At 72.9% G+C, this 22,449-nt stretch carries 24 protein-coding genes; 10 read left to right on the forward strand and 14 right to left on the reverse strand.

Annotated features, from left to right (window positions below):
- Window positions 1-458: transposase (locus ACIOJE_RS02755; RefSeq protein WP_400772833.1), on the forward strand; the 458-nt coding region annotated here is incomplete at its 5' end.
- 104 nt (window positions 459-562) lie between these two features.
- Here the strand turns inward: ACIOJE_RS02755 and ACIOJE_RS02760 are convergent.
- The 3 genes from ACIOJE_RS02760 to ACIOJE_RS02770 form a co-directional block, all read right to left on the reverse strand.
- A complete protein-coding gene (locus ACIOJE_RS02760; protein WP_280680570.1) occupies window positions 563-1,249 on the reverse strand; it encodes a hypothetical protein in 687 nt (228 codons plus the stop codon).
- Window positions 1,246-1,818 (reverse strand): RNA polymerase sigma factor, encoded by a 573-nt coding sequence (locus tag ACIOJE_RS02765; RefSeq protein WP_400772835.1) that lies wholly within the window; start codon window positions 1,816-1,818, stop codon window positions 1,246-1,248. Before ACIOJE_RS02765 ends, ACIOJE_RS02760 begins: the two co-directional genes overlap by 4 nt.
- 296 nt (window positions 1,819-2,114) lie before the next feature.
- Window positions 2,115-2,588, reverse strand: a complete 474-nt coding sequence (locus ACIOJE_RS02770; RefSeq protein ID WP_280680572.1) for a MarR family transcriptional regulator — start codon at window positions 2,586-2,588, stop codon at window positions 2,115-2,117.
- A 117-nt stretch (window positions 2,589-2,705) separates the two neighbouring features.
- On the opposite strand from ACIOJE_RS02770, the gene ACIOJE_RS02775 reads away from it, so the two are divergent.
- Window positions 2,706-3,116 carry an organic hydroperoxide resistance protein gene (locus ACIOJE_RS02775; protein ID WP_400772837.1) on the forward strand — a complete coding sequence of 137 codons (411 nt, stop codon included), beginning with the start codon at window positions 2,706-2,708 and terminating at the stop codon, window positions 3,114-3,116.
- A gap of 153 nt (window positions 3,117-3,269) precedes the next feature.
- On the opposite strand, the gene ACIOJE_RS02780 is transcribed toward ACIOJE_RS02775, so the two are convergent.
- Window positions 3,270-4,250 (reverse strand): aldo/keto reductase, encoded by a 981-nt coding sequence (locus tag ACIOJE_RS02780; RefSeq protein ID WP_400772839.1) that lies wholly within the window; start codon window positions 4,248-4,250, stop codon window positions 3,270-3,272.
- A 172-nt stretch (window positions 4,251-4,422) separates the two neighbouring features.
- Between ACIOJE_RS02780 and ACIOJE_RS02785 the strand changes: the two genes are divergently transcribed.
- Window positions 4,423-5,331 (forward strand): helix-turn-helix transcriptional regulator, encoded by a 909-nt coding sequence (locus ACIOJE_RS02785; RefSeq protein ID WP_400772841.1) that lies wholly within the window; start codon window positions 4,423-4,425, stop codon window positions 5,329-5,331.
- 81 nt (window positions 5,332-5,412) lie between these two features.
- Here ACIOJE_RS02785 and ACIOJE_RS02790 read toward each other — a convergent pair whose 3' ends face one another.
- Entirely contained in the window at window positions 5,413-5,739 is a 327-nt protein-coding gene (locus ACIOJE_RS02790) for an SHOCT domain-containing protein (RefSeq protein ID WP_280680576.1), read from the reverse strand.
- A 155-nt stretch (window positions 5,740-5,894) separates the two neighbouring features.
- On the opposite strand from ACIOJE_RS02790, the gene ACIOJE_RS02795 reads away from it, so the two are divergent.
- Window positions 5,895-6,266, forward strand: coding sequence for a hypothetical protein (locus tag ACIOJE_RS02795; protein WP_400772843.1), 372 nt, complete (start codon window positions 5,895-5,897; stop codon window positions 6,264-6,266).
- Between the two features lie 9 nt (window positions 6,267-6,275).
- Here ACIOJE_RS02795 and ACIOJE_RS02800 read toward each other — a convergent pair whose 3' ends face one another.
- Both ACIOJE_RS02800 and ACIOJE_RS02805 read right to left on the reverse strand, forming a co-directional pair.
- Complete coding sequence (locus ACIOJE_RS02800; protein WP_280680578.1) at window positions 6,276-6,926, reverse strand: beta-glucanase; 651 nt, start codon at window positions 6,924-6,926, stop codon at window positions 6,276-6,278.
- 148 nt (window positions 6,927-7,074) lie between these two features.
- Complete coding sequence (locus tag ACIOJE_RS02805) at window positions 7,075-7,704, reverse strand: CBS domain-containing protein (RefSeq protein ID WP_280680579.1); 630 nt, start codon at window positions 7,702-7,704, stop codon at window positions 7,075-7,077.
- Between the two features lie 646 nt (window positions 7,705-8,350).
- On the opposite strand from ACIOJE_RS02805, the gene ACIOJE_RS02810 reads away from it, so the two are divergent.
- Complete coding sequence (locus ACIOJE_RS02810; RefSeq protein WP_400772846.1) at window positions 8,351-8,554, forward strand: hypothetical protein; 204 nt, start codon at window positions 8,351-8,353, stop codon at window positions 8,552-8,554.
- Here the strand turns inward: ACIOJE_RS02810 and ACIOJE_RS02815 are convergent.
- Window positions 8,538-9,737, reverse strand: coding sequence for an FAD-dependent monooxygenase (locus ACIOJE_RS02815; RefSeq protein WP_400772848.1), 1,200 nt, complete (start codon window positions 9,735-9,737; stop codon window positions 8,538-8,540). The two genes, ACIOJE_RS02810 and ACIOJE_RS02815, sit on opposite strands and share 17 nt — an antisense overlap.
- Before the next feature lie 112 nt (window positions 9,738-9,849).
- Here ACIOJE_RS02815 and ACIOJE_RS02820 point away from each other — a divergent pair, with 112 nt between their 5' ends.
- Window positions 9,850-10,560: a TetR/AcrR family transcriptional regulator gene (locus tag ACIOJE_RS02820; protein WP_400772850.1), complete on the forward strand. Its 711-nt coding sequence runs from the start codon at window positions 9,850-9,852 to the stop codon at window positions 10,558-10,560.
- 138 nt (window positions 10,561-10,698) lie between these two features.
- Window positions 10,699-10,968, forward strand: coding sequence for a GlsB/YeaQ/YmgE family stress response membrane protein (locus ACIOJE_RS02825; protein WP_400772852.1), 270 nt, complete (start codon window positions 10,699-10,701; stop codon window positions 10,966-10,968).
- 103 nt (window positions 10,969-11,071) lie between these two features.
- Here ACIOJE_RS02825 and ACIOJE_RS02830 read toward each other — a convergent pair whose 3' ends face one another.
- Entirely contained in the window at window positions 11,072-12,952 is a 1,881-nt protein-coding gene (locus ACIOJE_RS02830) for an amino acid transporter (protein ID WP_280680829.1), read from the reverse strand.
- Between the two features lie 376 nt (window positions 12,953-13,328).
- On the opposite strand from ACIOJE_RS02830, the gene ACIOJE_RS02835 reads away from it, so the two are divergent.
- The 3 genes from ACIOJE_RS02835 to ACIOJE_RS02845 all read left to right on the forward strand — a co-directional run bounded on the left by ACIOJE_RS02835 (window position 13,329) and on the right by ACIOJE_RS02845 (window position 17,167).
- On the forward strand, window positions 13,329-14,864 hold the full coding sequence (locus ACIOJE_RS02835) for a N,N-dimethylformamidase beta subunit family domain-containing protein (RefSeq protein ID WP_400772854.1): 1,536 nt from the start codon (window positions 13,329-13,331) through the stop codon (window positions 14,862-14,864).
- Between the two features lie 206 nt (window positions 14,865-15,070).
- On the forward strand, window positions 15,071-15,808 hold the full coding sequence (locus ACIOJE_RS02840) for a polyprenol monophosphomannose synthase (protein ID WP_400772856.1): 738 nt from the start codon (window positions 15,071-15,073) through the stop codon (window positions 15,806-15,808).
- Window positions 15,809-15,907: 99 nt separating this feature from the next.
- The gene (locus tag ACIOJE_RS02845; protein ID WP_280680585.1) at window positions 15,908-17,167 is read left to right on the forward strand and encodes an aromatic acid exporter family protein; all 1,260 of its coding nucleotides are present in this window, start codon (window positions 15,908-15,910) and stop codon (window positions 17,165-17,167) included.
- 101 nt (window positions 17,168-17,268) lie between these two features.
- On the opposite strand, the gene ACIOJE_RS02850 is transcribed toward ACIOJE_RS02845, so the two are convergent.
- The 5 genes from ACIOJE_RS02850 to ACIOJE_RS02870 all read right to left on the reverse strand — a co-directional run bounded on the left by ACIOJE_RS02850 (window position 17,269) and on the right by ACIOJE_RS02870 (window position 22,337).
- Window positions 17,269-17,718 carry an SRPBCC domain-containing protein gene (locus ACIOJE_RS02850; protein ID WP_280680586.1) on the reverse strand — a complete coding sequence of 150 codons (450 nt, stop codon included), beginning with the start codon at window positions 17,716-17,718 and terminating at the stop codon, window positions 17,269-17,271.
- A gap of 4 nt (window positions 17,719-17,722) precedes the next feature.
- Window positions 17,723-18,196, reverse strand: a complete 474-nt coding sequence (locus tag ACIOJE_RS02855; protein WP_280680587.1) for a VOC family protein — start codon at window positions 18,194-18,196, stop codon at window positions 17,723-17,725.
- Window positions 18,197-18,286: 90 nt separating this feature from the next.
- Complete coding sequence (locus ACIOJE_RS02860) at window positions 18,287-20,269, reverse strand: phosphocholine-specific phospholipase C (protein WP_400772859.1); 1,983 nt, start codon at window positions 20,267-20,269, stop codon at window positions 18,287-18,289.
- A gap of 14 nt (window positions 20,270-20,283) precedes the next feature.
- Window positions 20,284-21,717, reverse strand: coding sequence for an endonuclease/exonuclease/phosphatase family protein (locus ACIOJE_RS02865; RefSeq protein WP_400772861.1), 1,434 nt, complete (start codon window positions 21,715-21,717; stop codon window positions 20,284-20,286).
- A gap of 353 nt (window positions 21,718-22,070) precedes the next feature.
- Window positions 22,071-22,337 (reverse strand): metal-sensitive transcriptional regulator, encoded by a 267-nt coding sequence (locus ACIOJE_RS02870; RefSeq protein ID WP_280680590.1) that lies wholly within the window; start codon window positions 22,335-22,337, stop codon window positions 22,071-22,073.
- Between the last annotated feature and the right edge of the window lie 112 nt (window positions 22,338-22,449).

A 22,449-nucleotide genomic window follows, 5' to 3' on the forward strand; every position in this document is an offset into this window, starting at 1 on the left:
CGATGGGCCTGCTGCTGGTCGTCGCCGTCACCTCCGCGTCCGTGCAGGACCGGGCCGGAGGCCGAATCGTCCTGGCCCGGCTCGCCTCCGGCTTCCGCACGATCAGTCTGGTGTGGGCCGACGGCGGATACGCCAACTCCGTTGATTCCACGCTGCTTTCATGGGCTCACGACGCGTTGGACATCGTCGTGGAGATCGTGAAGCGGACCGACGACGTCAAGGGCTTCAAGGTCCTGCCCCGCCGCTGGGTGGTGGAGCGAAGTTTCGGCTGGCTGGTCCGAAACCGTCGGCTGGCCCGCGACTACGAACGGCTGACCGCTACCTCCGAGGCCCTGATCAAGGTGGCGATGATCCGCCTGATGCTCGTCCGGCTCGCCGGGCAACCATCGCGGTGGAGCCATGAATCCCACCGCAAGACCGCCCAAGCCAACACCGTCGAGGACCTCATCGCAGCGTAATCAACCGGCCACCCGACAGGCTCTGAGCCTGAACCCGAGCCCGAACCCCACCCTGAGCCCGAGCAGTTCCACCGACGGACGGCCACCGCTCCTGACCGCCCCGCTCACCGGATGCGCACCACCCCTCTCCCCCGCACCGACCGCACGCCCAGCCGCCCGCCGTCCGCCCCCGGCCGGACCGCCAGCACGTCCCTGAGCGTCAGCAGGATCTCGCCGTCGTAGCACTCCAGCTCCCGCGCCAGCTGCGCGGCGCCGCCCGGCCCGGTGTCCGGGGCCAGCGCGGGCAGGTGGCCGGGGGCACTGAGGTCCTGGGCCTGGGCGGCCCAGCGCGCCGCATCCCGGGCCTCGCCCTCGGAGGCGTAGTGGACGGCCAGGCAGTGCACGGCCAGTTGGTCGCCGTACTGGGCCGCGATCCGCCACCAGAAGACGCCGTCGGCGGTCCGGCCCATGCCGTAGAGCAGGCAGCCGAGGGTCCGGAAGGCCGTCTTCTCGGCGAGTTCGAGGTCCAGGGCCAGTTCGCCCGGTTCCACCGCACCCGCCACGGTGACGCACAAGTGCCGCAGGTCGCGCCGGAGTTCGGCCCGGCCGCCGACCCACGGGGACTCGCCGAAGGCGTGCGGCGGACGGGCGGTGGCAGGCGGGCGGGCCGGCCGTTCGCGGGTGAGCGGAGCCGGCCGGCGGGCCGCGGCGAGCCGCTCGGCCAGCCGACGGGTGAAGGCCGCCGGGTCGTGGTCGCGGAACTCGCGCTCCAGCAGGGCGGCGTCCGCCCGCAGCAGTTCGGTGACCTTCACGGCGCCTGCCCGTCATCCGGCTGTTCCAGCAGGTACTCCAGGTGGCGCCGCCCGAGGCTGTAGTAGGTGCGGGCGGTGGTGTGCGCGATGCCGAGGGTGCGGCCGACGTCCGGGTAGGACAGGCCCGCCTGGCGCAGCCGGACGACGTCGGCCTGGACCGGTGCGGCGCGCGCGAGCTCCTCCATGGCCCAGTCCAGGGCGTCGAGTTCGGCGAGCTGGTCCAGTTCGTCCTGGCTGGTGTCAGGGCGGCGCTGCGCGAGGACGCGCTGCCGTTTGCGTTCGGCGCGGCGGCGCTCGCGCAGGAGGTCCACCACCGCGTCCTTGACGATCTTGAACGCGAAGGCCTGCGGGTCGGCGCTGGCCAGGGCGCGGCGCCAGTTCTTGTAGAGCGTGGCACCCGCGTTCTGGACGGCGTCCTGCGCGTCCTCGCGGTGTCGCAGACGCTGCTGGGCGTACCGGAGGTAGCCGGGGTTCTCGCGAGTGAAGAAGGCCTCGAAGTCGGCCGGCAGGTCGCCGAGCGGGTCCGCCCGCAGGCCCCGCGCCTCGCCCGGCCCGGGGGTGTTCAGCACACGCGCCCCCCTTTCGTGGGTCAGCTGGCCGGCCCACCGGGTGGCACGCCGACGGCCCCTGGGGGCTCGTGGTGTAACCGTCCGGGCGGCGCGGGTTGTTGACCGGATCGGGCGGACAATTGGCGACCGCTTCCGTTCAGTTTCGAACAGCGGCGCTGACCTGCCGGTTCGACCACGGCGGGCGTCCGGAATCCAGCCGCACGTGACCCACATCACAGGTCGCGGACCGCCGACTTGACAAGGCCGGCGCCACCACGAGGCCGCCGTAAAGCCGCTACGGCACCGCCGTGGCACCACTACGGCGCCGGTTCCACCACCGCCGAGTCCAGCGCGACGGTCACCCGCTCCAGCAGCGTGCGCAGCGCGGCCAGGTCCTCCACCGGCAGCCCGGTCGCGGTGAGCAGCCGGCGCGGCACCTGCCCTGCCCGCTCGCGCAGCGCCGAGCCTTCGGCGGTGAGGCTGACGGTGACCGACCGCTCGTCCTCCGGGCTGCGCTCCCGTCGCACCAGCCCGGCCGCCTCCAGCCGCTTGAGCAGCGGGGAGAGCGTGCCGGAGTCCAGTCGCAGGCGCTCGCCGATCCGCTTGACGGGCAGGTCGCCGTCCTCCCAGAGCACGAGCAGGACGAGGTACTGGGGATAGGTGAGTCCGAGGTCGCGGAGCAGCACCCGGTAGACGCCACCGAAGGCGCGGGAGGCCGCGTTCAGCGAGAAGCAGATCTGCTGGTCGAGGCGGAGCAGTTCCTCGTCCGCCATGCCGGGAAGCGTGGTCATGGCCCCATGGTACCGATCGCGTTCACGCCACTTAGTTGTGCGCAATTGAATTGCGTGCTCTACTTGTCTCCAGAGGGCGGCCCGGGCGGCCGCCGCAGGACACGAAGGGAACGGATCATGGACGCGCTCTACACCGCAGCCGCCACCGCCAACGGCCGGGAGGGCCGTACCGTCAGCTCCGACGGGCAGCTGGACCTCGCGCTCGCGATGCCGCCCGCGCTCGGCGGCAACGGCCAGGGCACCAACCCCGAGCAGCTGTTCGCGGCCGGCTACGCGGCCTGCTTCGCCAGCGCCCTCGGCCTGGTCGGCCGCCAGGCCCGGGTCGACACCGGCGAGATCTCGGTCACCGCCGAGGTGTCCATCGGCAAGGACGGCGCCGGCTTCGGCCTCGCCGTCGTGCTGCGCGTCGAGCTGCCCGAGGCGCTCGCGGGCGAGACCGGCGAGCAGCTGGTCAAGCAGGCCCACGAGGTCTGCCCGTACTCCCGCGCCACCCGCGGCAACATCCCGGTCGATCTGGTCGTCGAATAAGCCGGACCAGCCGAACACGTCGAACGGATCGAGCAGCTCGTGGGCCGGACAGGCGCTCGGGGCCCCTTGACCGTGCCGACGCAGCGGCTCGTCGACCGGGGCGCCGGTCGACGAGCCGTCGGCCGACCTGCGCGACCAATGGCGGGGGCGGGGTCAGAAGAACGTGGGCCGGCGCACGACGTAGGGCTCTTCGAGGGCGTCGATCTCCTCAGTGGTGAGCTTGAGGTCGAGCGCGGCGACGGCGTCCGCGAGGTGGTGCGGCTTGGTCGCGCCCACGATCGGGGCGGAGACCACCGGGTTCTTCAACACCCAGGCCATGGCAACCTGCGCCATCGACACGCCGCGGGCCAGAGCGATGCGCTGGACGGCCTCGACGATGGCCCGGTCGCTGTCGAGGAAGATCGGTCGGTCCTGCTGGTCGACTGTCCGGTTGATCTCCGCGCGCCGCGTGGAGCGTTCGCCCCAGGGCCGGGTGACCAGTCCCCCGCCCAGCGGGCTCCACGGGATGCTTCCCACACCCTGGTGGGCGAGCAGGCCGAACATCTCGCGTTCCTCCTCGCGGTGGATCAGGCTGTACTGGTCCTGCATGGAGACGAACCGGATCCACCCGTGGGCCTGCGCGGCATGCTGCATCGTGGCGAACTGCCAGGCCCACATCGACGAAGCACCGATGTAGCGGGCCTTGCCCGCCTTGACCACATCGTGCAGCGCCTCCATCGTCTCCTCGACCGGCGTCTGCGGGTCGAAGCGGTGGATCTGGTAGAGGTCGACGAAGTCGGTGTCCAGGCGCCGCAGCGAGGCGTCGATCTGCTCCATGACGGCCTTGCGGGACAGACCCGCCCCGCCCGGGCCCTGGTGCATCGGCGCCCACAGCTTGGTGGCCAGCACGATGTCCTCGCGCTGGGTGTACTTGCGCAGCGCCCGCCCGACGACCTCCTCCGAGGTGCCCAGGCCGTAGATGTTCGCGGTGTCCCAGAACGTGATGCCGAGCTCGACGGCCTGCCGGAAGACGGGCTCGGCCGCATGGTCGTCGAGCGCCCAGGTCGTCCTCTTGGCGGGGTCGCCGAAGCTCATGCAGCCCAAGGCGATCCGGCTGATCGTGAGCCCTGACGTTCCCAACCGCGTGTACTCCATGGCTTGCTCCTCTTCGGTGATGCGGACTCGGGCACGTGCTCCGGAAGGCGGCCGGCTTCCCGCCCCACCGTGGCACGAACTGCCGCTTGCCGCCTCCCACCAGGGGGTTCCTGCTGTTACAGGTACTGCCAGGGCCTCTCACGCACGCAGAACCGGACCTATCGTGGTCGGCATGGACGCCCGCACCGAGTTCCGCGACTTCCTCACCTCCCGCCGCGCCAGAATCACCCCCGAACAGGCCGGTCTGCCTGCCAACGGAAACCGCCGGGTGACCGGTTTGCGCCGCGAGGAGGTCGCGCTACTGGCCGGCGTCAGCGCCGACTACTACATCAAGCTCGAACGCGGCCACGCGCGCGGCGTCTCCGACAGCGTCCTGGAAGCCCTCTCCCGCGCCCTTCACCTCGACGAGGCCGAGCGCGCCCACCTGTTCGACCTGGCCGCCGCCGCCAACACCGGCACCCGGACGCCCCCGCGCACCCCCAAGCCCCACGTGCGCCCCAGCATCCAGCGCATCCTGGACGCCATGTCCACCACCCCGGCCTACGTACGCAACCGCCGTCTGGACATCCTGGCCACCAACCAACTCGGCAGAGCCCTGCTCAACCCGATCCTCGCGCCCCCGCGCCGGCCGCCCAACGTGGCCCGCTTCATGTTCCTGGACCCCGCGGCCACCGACTACTACCTCGACTGGGAACGCATGGCTGCCGGCACCGTCGCGATCCTGCGCGCCGAAGCCGGACGCGACCCCCACGACAAGGCCCTGATCGACCTGGTCGGAGAACTCTCCACCCGGAGCGACCTGTTCCGCACCCGCTGGGCCACCCACAACGTCCTCCGGCACCGCAACGGCGTCAAACGCCTCCACCACCCCGTCGTCGGCGAACTCACCCTCGGCTACGAAGCCCTGGAACTCCCCGCCGACACCGGACTGACCATCATGGCCTACAGCGCCGAACCCGCCACACCCGCACACGACGCCCTGAACCTGCTGGCCAGCTGGGCCGCGACCACGGACCAGAACGACAACTCCGATGCGGGGACCCATCCCACGTCCACTCCGCGGCCCGGCACCTCCGCCTAGGGCCTGTCCTAGCACGCCGGCCGACCCGCGACCGGGGCCCGCCGCACACCACCCGTGCGGCGGGCCCGCCGTTACCCCGAGTCAGCCCTCACCCGGCCCGTTCACCGAGCGGAGCGTGTCGAGTCTGTGCCGGTACTCCTCCGCGTCGATCTCGCCGCGCGCGAACCGCTCCGCGAGCAGCTGCTCGGGCGTCGGCCCGGCCACCGGCCCCTGCGGCCCGCCCGCGCCGGGCCACGCCGCACCCGGAGTCGCCGGACCGTGCGGCACCGCCCGCGGTGAACGCGACACGTACCGGAACAGGGCGATGACGACGAGCACCAGCAGCGCCAGGAGCAGCAGCGCCCCGATCGCCATCACCCCGATGCCCCAGCCGCTCAGGACGTGGCCGTGTCCGTGCCAGTACCTCATCAGGACCTCCTGCTCCGGCCCCGCAGCCGGGGCCCGCCGGGTGATCGGCGCTTCACCACCATCGTGCGCCGCCACCGGGCCGAAGCGCTCTGAAGGAAGCCTGAGAAAACGTTCCGACGCTCCGCGACCGGCCCGCCGGGGTAGCGTTTTCGTCCATGGACCACCACCCGCGGGCCGGCGACCGCTCGCCCGAGCAGCTCGTCGCGGCCGGGGTGCTGCGGCGCCACGAGGACCGCCGCCCCCTCCCGGCGCTCGGCCACTCCCCGATCGGCTACGTCTCCACCGCGCTCTGGGCCGAGCTCACCGCCCTCGCCATCGCGCCGCCCGCGTCCGACGCCACCGCCACCGCCCTGCTGCACGCGATCGCCGACCGCGCCGTGGACGCCGCCCTGGCCCCCGGCAACGAGCGCGCCCCGCGCGACGACCTGTACGTGGCCCACCCCGCGCACATCGGCGCGCGCCGCCGGACCGTCTGGTTCCAGCGCTCGGGCCCGCGCGGCCCGATCACCGCCACCTTCGCCCCGTGAGGCGGGCGCTCAGCGCTCGACCTGAAGGCTGTGGCAGACCCAGCTGAGCCGGTCCGGCCCGCCCAGCGGCGGCCGGTCGTGGTACGTCCCGTCCGAGACCGACAGGTTGACGATCAGGTACGCGTGCCAGCCGGGGCCGACTCCGTGCAGGTCCGCGTAGACCAGCTCGTCCTCGACGTACCAGTCCACCGAGTTGGCGCCGAGCACCACCCGCAGGCCGAAGGTTGCCCCCGGCGCGATCCCCGCGTCGGCGCCGTGCCAGTACCGGAACCCTCCCCGGACGTGGTTGGAGATCTCCAGCAGGTCCGGGTGGTCGGGGTGGTACTCGAAGGCGTCGACCTCGTTGCCACCGTCCCGCCAGGTCCAGATCGCCGGCCAGGCGCCCAGCTCGACGGGCAGCGTGACCCGTGCCGACAGCTCGTCCCCGGTGCGGACCTGGAAGCCGTCCGGACTGCCCTCGGTGGTGAGCAGGCTGCAGGTCCAGAGCCCGCCGACGGGTCGGCGGGTGGCGCTGAACACGCCTCCCGGGCAGTAGGCGCGGCCGAGGTAGTCGAGTTTGTGGTCGCTCCGGTTGGTCGGCCCCATCCGGGGATAGGCGCTGGTGCGCCCGGCGACCCACTGCCTGGTCGAAGTGAAGTCCGCGTCGAACACGACTGCCACGGCCGCCTCCCCAATACTCCGGCGCCTCGACAGTCCGACCCGTCGGGCACACAGGGTGATGTACCCGATACGTTCCGCAGTATGCGAAGCGGTCCGTCCGGGTCCGAGCCGGGCGGCGGTCAGCCCGTAGGACCGGCCGATCAACCGATCAACCGACCTGCGCGGCCGCCCCGCCCGCGTCGAGCCGGTCGGTGACCGAGACCACCCCGTCCACCGAACGGCACAGGTTGAGCACGATCGGCACCAGGTGCGCCTCCGGCACCGTGCCGCTGAGCACCACCCGGCCCTGGTCGACCTCGACGCCGATCTCGGCCGGGCTCACGCCGTCGATCCGGCCGAGCACCTCCTCGACGATCTCCCGCCGGATCACCACGTCCTCGCGCAGGAACACCCGCAGCAGGTCCCCCCGGCTCACCATGCCGATCACCCGCCGACCCTCGTCCAGCACCGGCAGCCGCTTCAGCCCGTGCCGACTCATCAGCCGGGCCGCCGCGACGATGCTGGTGCCGGGGGTGGTGCAGACCGGCTGCGTGGTCATCAGGTCGGCCGCGGTGACGGCGCCGCCCGGGCCGGCCGGCGCCGACTCGGGGGCGGGCAGCAGGGTGCCCGGGTCCTCCTGCGCGGCCAGCGTGCGCAGGAGGTCGGCCTCGGAGACGACGCCCAGAGGCCGTCCATCGGCGTCCACCACCGGCACCCCGGTGATGTCGTACTCGGTCAGCAGGGCCACGATCTCCCGGAAGCCGGTCTCGGGCGCGACCCGGACCACGGGGCTGGTCATCACTGATTCGACGGTGGCATGCCGCACGCCGGTTCACCTCGTCCACGACACTGGTCCGGCCGCGCGCGGATCGTCCCGGCCGGTACCGGCAGCATCGCGCCCCGGCGGCGGTGATCGCCAGGGGCCAACGGGCTGAACAGCCGGGACCATGGGCCCTGCCCTCCGAACGCGGACCCGACATCCGTCCCCCGGTCCGGCGCGGACCGGCCCGCCACCGGGCCCGGTCGACCCGCCACCCGCCACCCGCCCGGACGGCGCAACCATCACATGATCAACGCGTTGGGCCAGCCACCACGACAGCACGCACGGTTTCCGGGGAGGGCCCGTTGGCGGGACGGACGGTGGGCGCGGCATCGCCGGCGCAGGGCGCCGGGGCGCGCCCGGTGGCCCGGGCCGAGGCCGCGCGGGCTGTGCCGTCCCGGACGGCACGCCCGGCGTCAAGCAGCTCAACCTGTGGGCCTTCGCCGTCCAGCCGCTACCGCAGAACGCGGGCTCGGCGTCCTGGGTCTGCCTGCGCGCCGACCGCTGGACCGGCGAGGGCAGCGCCGCGACCGCCGTCCTGCTGCCGACCGCCCGTGGCCCGCAGCGCACCGGCGGCGGCCCGGGGCGGGCGTGCAGCCGCTTCGAGCAGGACGTCGTCGGCTCGGTGTGGTGGCGTTCCCCGCAGGGGACGGAGTTCCTGCTCGCGGCGGGCAGTCGGCGGGTCACCCGGCTCACCGTCAAGGGCCCGGACTGGTCCGCCGACCGAACCGCCCCGGACCACACGCTCGCCGTCGAGCGCCCGGCGCGGGCGGCCGTCCAGGTGGAGGCGGTCCTGGACGGCGGCGCCCGGATCAGCCCGCCGCACTGAACCGGCCGGCCGACTCACTCGCGTAGTCCGGCAGTTCGACGCTGGAGACCTGCTTGCCCAGCGCCAGCATCCGGTCCAGGACCCAGCGCCGGTTCAACAGTCCGTTGCGCACCCGCAGGCCGGTGGCGGTGCGCGGCGCCAGGAACGGGCCCGTGCGGTCCCCGCCCTTCTGGCACCCCTGGGCGTAGCGGCGCAGCAGCCCCTCGTACCGGGCGAAGGCGGTGCGGTGGTCCCCGCGGGCCCGGGCCAGCTCGCCCGCCAGGACGTACGCGGCCACCACGGCGGTACCGGTGCCCATGCCGCCGATGGTGGCGCCGCAGGCCGCGTCGCCGAGCAGGGCGATCCGGCCGCTGGACCAGGTGGGGACGTCGGCGCGGCTGATCGAGTCGAAGTACAGCTCGGGGGCGCCGCGCAGGCTCTCCAGCAGGCGGGGCACCTCCCAGCCGAGGCCCGCGAAGGCGTCCCGCACCAGCGCCTTCTGCTGCTCCACGTCATGGCGGTCGTAGCGCAGTTCGGGTGAGGCGAAGAGGCAGAAGGCGCCCGCCCGGGTCGGGTCGCGGTGGTCGGCGCCGACCGAGACGAGCCGCCCGGGGACGTTGAGGCCGACCGAACCGGGCGGCAGGCCGAGGCCGCCCGGCAGCTGCCAGGTGGCCGCGTAGTAGCCGAGGTGGCGGACGTAGCGCTGCTCGGGGCCGAAGGCGAGCCGGCGGACGTTCGAGTGCAACCCGTCGGCGCCGATCACCAGGTCGAACTCGCGCGGCGCGCCGTGCCGGAAGGCGACCCGCACGCCGCCCGGGGTCTCCTCCAGGGCGGTGATCGAGTCGCCGAAGACGTACTCGGCGCGGGAGAGGCTGTGCCGGTACAGCAGTTGGGCGAGCTCGCCGCGCGGGATCTCCAGTTCGCCGCCCGCGAACTCGGCGGGCAGGTGCAGGAGTCGGCGGCCGTCGGCGCCCAGGAAGGTCATCGGGCTGCCGCCGGTGTCGAGCGTGCGCAGTTCGTCGAGGACGCCCATCCGCTCCAGCACGGAGAGGTGGGTGCGGCCGCGGAAGTCGACGTTCTGGCCGCCGCCGCGCAGCGCGGGGGCGAGTTCGACCACGGTGACCTCGAAGCCGTACCGGCCCAGCCAGTGGGCCAGGGCGGGGCCGGCGATGCTCGCGCCCGAGATCAGGACCTTGGTGCTCATGGAACCACTCCGTCCGAGAGGATCGATAAACTGTGTCCGATGGACACTGTTCGGTGCTGTGTACGGTAGACACAGTTGGGTCGGACAGGCAACCCCAGGACGGGAGCGGAATGTGAGCGAGGCGGCGAACGACACGGTGCGGCTGCTCTGGGGCCCCGCGGCCAGGCCGACCCGGGGGCCGAAGCCGGCCCTCAGCCTGGAGCGGATCGCGGCGGCGGGCGTCGAGATCGCGGACGCCGAGGGCCTGGGCGCGGTCTCGATGCAGAAGGTCGCCGGGCTGCTCGACTTCACCAAGATGTCGCTCTACCGCTACGTGCCCGGCAAGGCCGAGCTGGTCGCGCTGATGGTCGAGGCCTCCGTCGGCGCACCCCCGCAGGACCGGGGCGCCCTCGACTGGCGGGGTCAACTCACCGCCTGGTCTCACCAGTTGGCAGAATCATTCGCCCGCCACCCGTGGCTGCTGGACGCCACCGTCGGCCCCCGGGTCCTCGGCCCCAAGGAACTCTCCTGGCTGGAGCGGGTGGTGGCCGCCCTCGACGGCCACGGACTGACCGGCCCCGAGCGGATGGACGCCGCCGTCCTGCTCGCCGGGCACGTCCGCGGCATCGCCGAGCACTCCCGCGCCGCCGGGCCGGACGGCTCCCCCGAGGCCGAACTCCTCACCGCCTTCGGCCTGATGGTGCACCGGCACGCCGACCGCTACCCCGCCCTGGCCGCCGCCATGGCCGACGAGGGCGGGCGCGACCAGGCGCTGGACTTCGGCCTGGAGCGGATCCTGGACGGCCTGGCCGCACTGATCGACCGCCGGACGGGCACCGCGTAGCCCGCCGGTCGCGCCGCTGAACTGCTTCTTCACCCGCCGACGTGCCCGTTCGGCCGATCCGGGCGATCATGGGACGAACCGCGTCTTCGGCGATACGGCGCACCGGTGTCTCCGGCCGCGCCCGGAAGGTGGACTGCGATGTTCCAGATCCTGTGGATTCTGCTCATCGGCTTCGTGCTGGGCGCGCTCGCCAAGCTGATCCTGCGCGGACCGCAGTCGATCCCCTGGTGGCTGACCATGCTGCTCGGCGCCGCCGGGGCCTGGCTCGGCAACGCCGTCTCCGGGTGGATCGGTGTCCGCCACACCTCGGGCATCGACTGGATCCGTCACATCCTCCAACTCGGCTTCGCCATCGCCCTGGTGGCCTTCGTCGCACCGGCCTGGACCAAGTCACGCCAGAACCGCTGACCCGCGCTGTCAGGGCCGGCCGCAACACTTCCGCCAGGACCCGGTGCACGGACCCTGGCGGGGGCGGCGACCGGCGGACGACCGGCCGGTGGGGCGGGTCCGGTCAACCGACGTGGACGGCCGGACGGCGGCTGCGGTCGGGTTCGGCCTCGCGCAGCACCTCGCGGGTGACGGGGGCGATCTCGCCCTGGCCGAAGAGGAAGAACCTGAGGAACTGGGCGAAGGGGTTGCCCTCGGTCCACTCGAAGTAGATGTGCGGCTGGTGCCCGGTGAGGTCCCGTACCCGCAGCAGCAGAGCGGCGAGCGCGTTGGGCACGCTGGAGCTCTGCAGCGTCAGCACCCGGTAGCGGTCGTGCAGCACCTCGCCGCACACGGTCAGTTCGGCCTCGAAGTCGGACGGGTCCAGCACGGTGACCTCGACGAACACCAGGTCGTCCTCGGCCGGGATGTCGTTGTCGGTCCGGATCTGGCGGATCTTGTCGCGGTACTCCGCGAGGTCCCGGCTGTTCGGCTCGTTGGCGATCAGCCGCAGCGGGCGGTACGTGTAGTCCCGGACGAACCGCTCCGCGACGTCGTCCAGCACCACGTCGGTGACGCGCAGTTCGAAGGCGCGCTTGAGTCGGGAGAGGAACGAGACCAGCATGATCCCGGCGATGAAGCAGGCGCCGATCTTGACGCCGTCCGGCCGCTCGGCGATGTTCACGGCCGTGGTGTAGAGGAAGACGGCGGCGATCACCGCGAAGCCGACCCTCCGCCGGCGCTGCCCCGCCTTGTGGGCGGCGATGGTGACCGCGATGGCGGCCGAGCTGATCAGCACCAGCACACCCGTGGCGTACGCACCGCCCTGGGCGTCCACACTCGCGTCGAACAGCCAGGTGACCAGGAAGGCGATCAGGGTCAGCACGATCACGGTGGGGCGCACCGCGCGGGCCCAGTGCGGGGCCATGCCGTAGCGGGGCAGGTAGCGCGGCATCAGGTTGAGCAGTCCGGCCATGGCGGAGGCGCCGGCGAACCAGAGGATGGCGATCGTGGACAGGTCGTAGATGCTCCCGAAGGTGTTGCCGAGGTTCTCGTGGGCGAGGTAGGCGAGCGCCCGCCCGTTGGCCTGGCCACCTGCTTTGAAGGCGTCGGCGGGGATCAGCAGGGTGGTGATGAGGCTGGTGGTGATCAGGAAGCAGCTCATGATCGCGGCCGCGGTGGTGAGCAGCTTGCGGGCGCCGCGGATCCGGCCGGTGGGCTTCGCCTCAATGTCCTCCGGGTCGCCCTCGATGTGCGGCATCACGGCGACGCCGGTCTCGAAGCCGGACAGGCCGAGCGCGAGTTTCGGGAAGACGATCAGTGCGACGCCGATCATCGCGATCGCGTTGCCGTGTTCGGCCGTGAGCGCGTCGGTCCAGTCGCCGACGACGTGCGGGGCCTTCGCCACGTGCCAGAGACCGTTGGCCACCACCACGACGTTCAGCGCGAGATAGACCGCGACCAGGACGACGGCCAGGCCGATCGCCTCGCCGAAGCCCTTGAGGAAGACCCCGCCGAGCAGCGCGATCAGGATCAGCGTGATCAGCACCTGCCTGCCGGTCAGCACGCTGTGCAGATGCGGGTTCTCCACCAGGTGCGCGGTCGCGTCGGCGGCGGACAGCGTGATGGTGATCATGAAGTCGGTGGCCGCGAAGCCGAGCAGGGTCAGCACGAACAGCTTGCCCTGCCAGAACGACAGCAGCCGCTCCAGCATGGCGATCGAGCCCTCGCCGTGCGGGCTCTCCTGGGCGACCCGCCGGTAGACCGGAAGCGCGCCGAACAGGGTGACGAGCACCAGCACGATGGTCGCGATCGGCGACAGCAGGCCCGCGGCCAGCGCCGCGATGCCCGGCTGGTAGCCGAGCGTGGAGAAGTAGTCGAGGCCGGTCAGGCACATCACCCGCCACCAGCGCTGGCCCTTCACGTGCGGTGCCTGCGCGTGCGGGCCGGGGTGCTGCTTGGCCATGTCCGACAGGCCTTCCAGCAGCCAGGCCCGGAACCTCGTGGCGCGGGTCGCGGGTGCCACCCCTGGATCGGCCGAACCCGACAAAGCCACGTGCACCCCTGTCCACGAGTCGGCCGGCCGCGCGCGGCTTCCGGGCCCCCAAGGCCGCCGGACGGCGGGCCTGGTCAGGCTAGGGGACCGGATCCACGCAGCCGGGCAACCGTGCGTCCGGACACGCCAGGGTGCCCCGGACGGCCCTCCGCGGTGGCGGGCGGCGCCCCGCCGTACCAGCGGTCCGGCGCGGCGGGCCCCGCCGGCCCCCGGAATGGGTGAGGATGTCCGCGCGAATTGACGCACGTGCCCATATCCGACAGCGACGGACACCAGGGAGGCCGCGGTGGCGGAACCGAGCCGACGGGGGATCCTGGTCCTGGGCCTGATGGCGGCGGCCGTCACCTCCTGCGGCAACCCCGCCCCGCACCCCTCCCCCGACGCCGGCGGTCCGACCAGCGCCCAGCACGTCGGCCCGGCGGCGGAGCGCGCCCTCCCCGGCGCGCCCGGCTGGGAGATCACCGACCCCGGCCCCTCCGACGCGATCGAGGGCTTCGCCGACCGGGTCAGCGTGCTGCCCGGCGAGCCGTTCGGCCTGCACGTCTCCACCCCGGCCGCCGCCTTCACCGTCTCCGCGTACCGCCTCGGCTGGTACGACGGCGCCCGCGCCCGCCTGGTCTGGCGCCGCGACCACGTCCCGGGCGGCAGGCAGCCCGCACCGCACGTGGACCCCGTGACCCGCACCGTGCTGACCGGCTGGCAGCGCACCCTCGCCGTGGACACCGCCGGCTGGCCCGAGGGCGCCTACCTCCTGCGCCTGGACGCCGAGGACGGCTCCGGCCAGCGCTACGTCCCGCTCACCGTCCGCTCCGCCGCCACGGCGGGCAGGACGGTGGTGATGAGCGCCCCCGCGACCTGGCAGGCGTACAACGAGTGGGGCGGGTACAGCCTGTACAACGGCCCCACCGGCGGGCTGGCCACCCGTTCGCTCCGGGTCGTCTTCGACCGGCCGTACGACTACGACCACGGCGCCGGGCTCTTCCTGGTGTACGAGGCGCCGCTGGTCGCGCTCGCCGAGCGGCTCGGTCTGCCGCTCGCCTACACCACCGGGATCGACGTGGCCCGCGAGCCCGGGTTGCTGCGCGGTGCGAGCGCCGTCCTGTCGCTCGGCCACGACGAGTACTGGTCCCCCGAGCAGCGCGCCCAGGTGGTCGCGGCCCGGGACGCCGGTACCAACCTGGCGATCCTGGGCGCCAACTGCTGCTTCCGCCGGGTCCGCTTCGAGCCCTCGGAGCTGGGGCCGGACCGGACGGTGGTCTGCTACAAGGACGCCTGGGCGCAGGACCCGGGCCACCAGGCCGGCGCCCCGGCGACCACCGACTTCCGGGCCGGCCCGAACGCGGACCCGGAGAGCGCGATGCTCGGCGTGATCTACGACGGTTACCCGGTGGACGCCCCGTACGTGGTCGGCTCGCCCGAGCACTGGGCGTTCGAGGGCACCGGCGTCACCGTCGGGGCGTCCTTCCCGCACCTGGTCGGCGTCGAGTACGACCGGGTCGACACCGCCTTCCCCACCCCGCGCCCGATCGAGGTGATCGCGCACTCCCCCGTGGTCTGCGAGGGCCGCGCCTCGCACGCCGACACCGCGTACTCCACCGTGCCGAGCGGCGCCGGGGTGTTCGCCACCGGGACGATGCGCTGGGTGGAGGCCCTGGACGCGAACGGGCCTGGCGGCGGCAGCGCCGACCACGGGATCGACGCCCGGGCCGGCGACCTGGTCCGCAAGGTCACCGAGAACGTGCTGCGCACCTTCGCCGCCGGCCCGGCCGGCCGCACCCACCCGGCCCGGGACAACCTCGCGGCCGTCTACGGCGGGGCGTAGCGGGCCCGGTCGCTCGGTCAGGGGTCCAGGTGGTCCTGCCTCCCTGGCGGTTGCCCGGGGTCGCAGCCTCCGGGTCGAACGCCCGGGGCGAGGGGCGCTCTGCCGCACCGATACACTCACACGGTCTCACTACACAGCAGGTCGTCTAGGACAACCGTCCGGCGTGGCACGGGTGCCGGCCGGACAGGGCACGAGGGAAACAGAACATGGTCGAGGCCTCCCCGAAGGTCGTTGTCGTCGTCCCCACGTACAACGAGCGGGAGAACCTTCCGGTCCTCGCGGGGCTGCTCGCAGACCTCCCGGTACCGAACCTGCACCTGCTGGTGGTCGACGACAACTCGCCGGACGGCACCGGCGAGATCGCGGACAAGCTCGCCGCGGACTCCGGCGGCACGGTCGGCGTGCTGCACCGCACCGAGAAGAACGGCCTCGGCCGCGCCTACCTGGCCGGCATGGCCCGGGCCCTGGACGAGGACGCCGACATCGTGGTGCAGATGGACGCCGACCTGTCGCACCCGGCCTCGGCGATACCCGCGATGGTGCAGGCCCTGGCCGACGACGACACCGCCGTCGTGCTCGGCTCCCGCTACGTGCCCGGCGGGTCGACCGCCGCGGAGTGGCCGTGGCACCGCAAGGCCCTCTCCGCCTGGGCCAACCTCTACGTCAACACCATCCTCGGCCTGGGCGTCCGGGACGCCACCGCCGGTTTCAAGGCCTGGCGGGCGAGCACCCTGCGGGCCATCGACCTGCCGACCGTGCAGAGCAGCGGCTACTCGTTCCAGGTCGAGATGAACTACCGGGTCGTCAAGCGCGGCCTGACGATCCGCGAGGTGCCGATCCGCTTCGAGGAGCGGATCGAGGGCGCCTCGAAGATGAGCATCGGGGTGCAGGTCGAGTCCGCGCTGGCGCCCTGGAAGCTGCGGCTGAACCGCCACGACGCGTAACGCACGACGGGTGGCGGTTCCTCCGCCCGGAACCGGCATACGGGTGCCCGTCGGGCCGTCCGGCGGTGTGAACGGCGGCTGCGGGGAAAGAAGGGCGACATGGCCCTTCTCCCGGAGTCACTCACGGCCCTGATCCGCCGTGGCACCCGAGAACCCTTCGTCGTCCAGACCGTGCGGGCCACCGTGGCCGCCACCATCTCGTACGCGGCGGCCACCCGGCTCAGCAATGAGCCGGTCCCGCTGACGGCTCCGCTCACCGCGCTGCTGGTGGTGCAGGTCACCGTCTACTCGACGCTCAAGACCAGCATCCGCCGGGTCAACTCGGTGGTGGTCGGCGTGCTGATCGCGACCGGCTTCAGCGCCGTGGTGGGGCTCTCCTGGTGGAGCCTCGGGCTGATCATCCTGGCCTCGCTGGTCGTCGGCCGGTTCGTCCGGGTCGAGGAGTTCGTCCAGGAGGTCGCGATCAGCGCGATGCTGATCCTGGGCGTCTCCGGGCTCGCCTCGCAGGCCTGGGACCGGGTGCTGGAGACGCTGATCGGCGCCGCCGTCGGCCTGCTGTTCAACCTGGTGTTCGCGCCACCGGTCTGGGTGGACACCGCCGGGGAGTCGATCGAGGACCTCGCCCGGCGGGCCCGCCACCTGCTGCTGGACATCGCCGAGGAGTTGGACGGGCCGACCCCGGTCGCCCGGGCCGCCGAGCGGCTGCACGAGGCCCGCCGGCTCGACCAGGCCATCGTCGACGTGGACGCGGCGCTGCGCCAGGCGGAGGACAGCCTGCGGCTCAATCCGCGGATCAGCGAGGGGCTGCTGTCCCGGCTGGTACTGCGCACCGGGCTGGACACCCTGGAGATCTGCGTGGTGGTGATCCGGGTGCTGGCCCGCTCGCTGACCGACCTCGCCAAGCGGCGCGGGCCCGGCGAGCGGCTGTTCCCGGCGGACGTCGCGGTGGGCCTGGAAGAACTGCTGGCGCACGTCGGCGGGGCCATGGTCAGCTTCGCGGTGCTGGTGACCACCCAGGTGAGCCGCAACGCCGAGGAGGCGGAGCGGCGGCTGACCGCCGAGCTGGCCGCGGCCTGGACCTGCCGGGAGAACGTCGCCCAGGCTCTGCTCCAGCAGGTGCGGGAGCACCCGGAAGCGTGGCAGCTGCACGGTTCGATACTGGCCGAGGTGGACCGGATCCTGGACGAGCTGGACCTGGAGCACCGCAGCCGGCGCCTGATGGAGGAGCTGGACCGGGCCTCGGTGGAGAGCCGGGAGCGGTTCTCGCGGTTCGCCGGAGTGCGCCGGTTCGTCCGTGGCGAGCGGCGGCGCCGGGCCCGGCCGAGGCGGGGGCGCCCGGCGGCGGGGGCCGGGCGCTGACCGCATCGCATGGTCGGATCATCGGACGTCACGGCGTCGGCGTCAGGGCACCGCGGTCGGCTCGACAGCGAGGTCGGAGCCCCGACCTCAGGGCATCGGCGTCAGGGCATCGACCAGGGCTCCTGCGGGAGCGGGTGGCCGGTCTCCAGGTAGGTCTTCAGGTTGGACAGCACCGCCGACCAGCCCCGCTCGGCGTCCGCCCGCTCGGCCTCGTCGGCGAGGTCGTCGTGCGTGACGGTGAGCCGGGTGAGTTCGCGCCAGCCCTGGATCTCGAAGGTGACCCGGGAGGGCCCGCCCGGGCGCCGCTCCTGCGGCCCGGCCCAGGTGGTGACCAGCCGGTGCGGGCGGTCGGCGGCCTCGACGACGCCGATCACGTCGGCGATCCCGGAGCCGTCGGCGCGCTGGTGCTCCCAGGGCGCGCCGGGCAACCAGGTGGAGACGTTGCGGTGCCCCCAGTAGAGGCCGGACTCGTCGGCGTTGGTGAGGGCGTGCCAGACCCGCGCGGGGGTGGCACGGAGGTAGAGCGTGCTGCGGACGGCGGGCGCGGCCATGGCCTCAGCCCCTGGCCGCGTCGAGCAGCTGCCGGACGTCGATCTTCTGCATCCGCAGCATCGCTGCGGTCACCCGGTCGGCCTTGGCCCGGTCCGGGTCGGTGATCAGCTCGTTGAGCACGCGCGGCACGATCTGCCAGGAGAGGCCGTAGCGGTCCTTGAGCCAGCCGCACGGGCCCTCCTGGCCGCCGTCGGCGGTGAGCTTGGCCCAGAGTTCGTCGACCTCCTGCTGGTCGGCGCAGTCCACCTGGAGCGAGATCGCCTCGGAGAAGGTGAACTCGGGGCCGCCGTTGAGCGCCACGTACGGCCGGCCGGCGAGCTCGAAGACCACCGTCATCACCGAGCCGGCGGCGCCGGGACCGGCCTCGCCGTAGCGGTTGACCTGGGTGATGCGGGAGTTGGGGAACAGTGAGGTGTAGAAGGCGGCGGCCTCTTCGGCCTGGTCGTCGAACCAGAGGAAGGTGCTGATTTTCTGCATGCGCCCGACGGTAGCCCCGGGCGCCGCCCGGGCCGCCGAGCCACGGCCGGGGGTCACCGGATCGGCGCCCCGGGCCGCGGCCCGGGGGCGCTAGTGGACCCAGCCCGCGTAGCGCTGGGTGAAGCGGCGACCGGTGTGGGCGGTGACGACGACGTCGTAGCGGCCCTGCTTGTCCAGCGGCCAGGCCAGGTTGACCTGCTTGCCGGGGCGGACCCAGACGGTCTGCGCGGTGCCCGCGAAGTCGTTGGGGGCGGCCGTGAAGGCGAGGTCGGTCAGGCCGTCGTTGACGAGCTGGAGGGTCAGCCGGCTGCCGCGCAGGTCGGCGGTGACGATCGGTACAGCGACGTCGTTCTGGCCGTCCCGGCCGTCACGCACCACGGTGCCGGCGAAGCGGCGCACGAAGCCGTCCGGGCCGTGGACGGTGAAGTCGTAGCGGCCGTTGGTGGCGGCGGCGTCCCAGACGTACTGGGCGGTGGCGCCGGGGGCGACGGTGTACGGGGTGCCCGCGAACGGGAACGCGATGTTGGGGTAGACGGTGTACGGGAAGGCCACCGAACCGTCGTTGCTCAGGGTGCAGACGACCTTCCCGGTCTTGCGGTCCACGTCCACGTCGGCCCACGGCTGGTAGGGCAGCGGGCGGTGCGGGCGCTCGCCCCGTTCCTGAACGGGCATCGACTGGGCGCCGACGGCCGGGAGGGCGACGCCGGGCAGTTTGGCGCCCGCGTCGGCCTTGGCCATCAGGGCGGTGGTGTCGGGCAGCGACGGGATCGACGTGGTCGGCGCGGCGAAGTCGAAGCAGCTGGTGAGGTCGCCGCAGACGGCCCGGCGCCAGGCCGAGATGTTGGGCTCGGCGACGCCGGTGACCAGCTCCATGAAGCGCAGCACCGAGGTGTGGTCGAAGACCTGGGAGTTGACCCAACCGCCGCGCGACCAGGGCGAGACGACCCAGAGGGGGACGCGGTTGCCGAGGCCGATGGCGCGGCCCTGGGTGAACTCCTCGGGAGTGCCGGGCTCGGGGGTGGGCGGGACCATGTGGTCGAAGTAGCCGTCGTTCTCGTCGTACATGACCAGGAAGACGGTGTGCTGCCACACCTCCGGGTTGGACATCAGCGACTGGAGCGCCTGGTTGACCCAGTGCGCCCCGTACGCCGGGCCGGCGTCCGGGTGCTCGGAGAACAGGTACGGGGCGACCAGCCAGGAGATGGTCGGCAGGGTGCCGTCCTTGCAGTGGCGGTCGAAGTCGGTCGGGTCGAACTTCGTCATCGCGTTGATGTAACGCGGGTCGGTGGGCGGGAAGTTGTGGAACTGCTTGAAGTAGGAGAGGGCGTTGTCGTCGTAGTCGCCGGTGCGGTCGTCCTTGCTGGGGTTGTGGTAGACCCGCCAGCTGACGCCGGCCTGCTCCAGGCGCTCGGCGTAGGTGGTCCAGTCCGCGACGGGGTTGTCGGTGACCGGGGTGTTGTCGATCCAGGGCCCGGTGGTGCCGTCGCGGCCGGGGCCGGAGGTGCCGGTCCACAGGTAGAGGCGGTTGGGGTCGGTCGGCCCGGCGAGGGAGGTGAAGTAGGCGTCGCAAAGGGTGAACGCGTCGGCCAGGGCGTACTGGTAGGGGATGTCGTCCCGGGTGAAGTAGCCCATGGTGCGCTCGCCCTTGGCGGCGATCCACTTGTTCATCGCACCGTTGTTGATCGCCTGGTGGCCGGTCGCCCAGTCGTGGGCCAGCCCCCCGGCGTTCTGCGCGTTGTACTTCGAGGTGTCCATCCGGTACGGCAGCATGGCGCCGCCGTCGCTGCGGCGGCTGTCCGGCTGGCGGAACACGTCGGCGCCGTCCGGGAACTGGAGCGCCTGCTTGTCGCCGAAGCCGCGGACGCCGCTGAGCGTACCGAAGTAGTGGTCGAAACTGCGGTTCTCCTGCATCAGCACGACGACGTGCTTGACGTCCTTGATGGTGCCGGTGAGCCGGCCGGGGGCGGCGTCGGCGGAGGCGGCCTCGGCGGGGCCTGCGGCCAGGCCGGTCAGGGCGGTGGCGCCGACGGCCGCGGTGGCGCCGACGAAGGTGCGGCGGGAGAGCTCGGGCATCGTGAACTGGCCTCTCAGAGCTGGAAGGTGGCGACGGCGGCGGCGGTGTCGGAGGGCCACTCGTTGGCGGCGTCGTTCGGCTCGGGCTGCGGCCAGTCGGCGACCAGGGTGTGCGCCTCGACCAGCTTCAGCGGGCCGGCGTACTGGACGTAGTCGATGCGGTCCTGCGGCTCGGGCTTGGTTCCGCGCTGCCGGCGGGTGGGCGACCAGGTGGCGCCCGGGAACTCGACCGGGTCGCGGTTCTCCTCGCGGAAGCTGTCGGTCAGCCCGGCGCCCTGAAGAGCGAGGCTGACCGGCCAGTTGAGCGCCCCGACACCGCCGTGCGCGGCGGCGGTGGCGGCCGTCCAGTCCAGGTGGGACGGCGAGGAGAGGGCGCCGGCGAGCACCACCGGGGTGTGCCGGGCGATGTCCGCGCGCACCGCGGCGGCCAGCGCCTTGGCCTGCTTCAGCCGGAGCGAAGCGGTCTCGGCGGTCTCCGTCTGGGCGGCGGTCCGACCGTCCTGGAGCGCGTACGGGCCGTAGTCCGCCTCGTCGAGGTGCGCGGCCCAGAAGCGGACGGTGCGGCCACCGGGCAGCTGCAGGGTGACCCCGGCGGCGGGCAGGTCGGCGGTCACCGGGGTGACGTCGACGAGCGGGTGGCGGCTCAGGATGCCGACGCTGCCGGGGCTCTGGTAGGCGTACCAGCCCAGGGCGTCGGCGAGGGTCTTCGCCCGCTCGCCGGCGGTCTCCTGCAGGGCGAGCACGTCCAGGCCCTGGGTGAGGACGACGCGCAGCTGCTTCTCCAGCGCGTCGGTGTAGCCGGCGCCCGCGTTGTGCAGGTTCCAGCTGGCGGCCTTGAGGCGCGGCGGCGCGGCCGGATCGACGACGGGGACGAGGACGGTGACGGTGTCGGTGGCGCCCGCACTGTCCTTGACGCCGACGACGGCCACCTCGGGGCTCTTGCCCGCCGCGGGTGCGGTGCCGGTGAGCGTCCCGTCGGCGGCGACGGTCAGCCAGGACGGCCCGCTGACCTTGCGGAAGGCAGCCGTCCCGGCCGGGTTGCCCGCCGGGCGGGACCAGAGCCCGCCGAGCTTGACGGACACCGCCGTGCCGGGGGCGACGGGGGTGGTGGTGACGGCGTCCACGGCGCTGTGCGGACGGACGACGGCGGGCTTGGCGCGGAAGCTGAACGGGGCGCTCTGGGCGAGGATGCCGTAGCCGTCCTTGGCGAGCAGGTAAGCGGTGTACGGGCCGCCGGTCAGCGCCGAGGTGTCGAGCTGGAGATCGCCGGAGGCGGCGGGGGTGTACTTCCAGAGGAGGGAGGAGCCGGTGCCGGGACGGCGGTCGCCGTCGTAGATGCCGACCCAGTTCTTGTCGTCGGGGGCGTCGGTGCTCCAGTGGAAGGTGAGCCGGTCGCCTTCGGTGGGGTTGGCGGAGGAGGTGAGGGTCAGGGCGCTGCCTGCGGCCACGGTTTTCCTGTCCGCCGCCCGGGGCCCGGTCCGCCGGGGGTCGGCGCCGGGTCCGCGCGCGGCTGGTCACGGAGGCTGGGGAGGGTTGGCCCCGCAGTTGGCTGTACAACTGCGGGCGGCCCTCATTCATCCGAAGGTCAGCGACCGGAACATGAACGATGCGTGACGGAACATCGGGCGGTTCGGGAACTCCGTGACCGGCGGCGGGGAATCCCCCTCCCGGAACGCCGGAAAGGGCCGCGGCGGAGATCCGCCGCGGCCCTGGTGCTGCCCTGCTGCTGCCCTACCGTCGTGCTCCCGCACTGCCTTGCTGCGCTACTGCCCTGCCGCCTTGCGGCCCTGCTGCCCGACGGTCAGGCCAGGGCGAGGAACAGCTTCTCCAGCTCGGCCTCGCTCATCGGCGCGGCGTCCTCGTCGGCGGCGGCCATGCACTGGCGCATGCCACTGGCCACGATCTTGAACCCGGCCCGGTCGAGGGCGCGCGACACGGCGGCGAGCTGGGTGACCACGTCCTTGCAGTCACGCCCCGCCTCGATCATCGCGATCACCCCGGCCAACTGACCCTGGGCGCGGCGCAGCCGGTTCAGGACCGCGCCGACCGACTCCTCGTCCACCTGCATGTCCGGGCCGCCTTTCGCATCGACTGTCGAGTGACAACTGTACCCGGTGGGGTATCCATTCCAGGGCGGGGCGATGCTCGCCCTGGGGCAGTCGCACAGGCAGGCGGGCAGG

Origin of the sequence: Kitasatospora sp. NPDC087861, assembly GCF_044742585.1 — a bacterium.
Lineage (GTDB): Bacteria > Actinomycetota > Actinomycetes > Streptomycetales > Streptomycetaceae > Kitasatospora.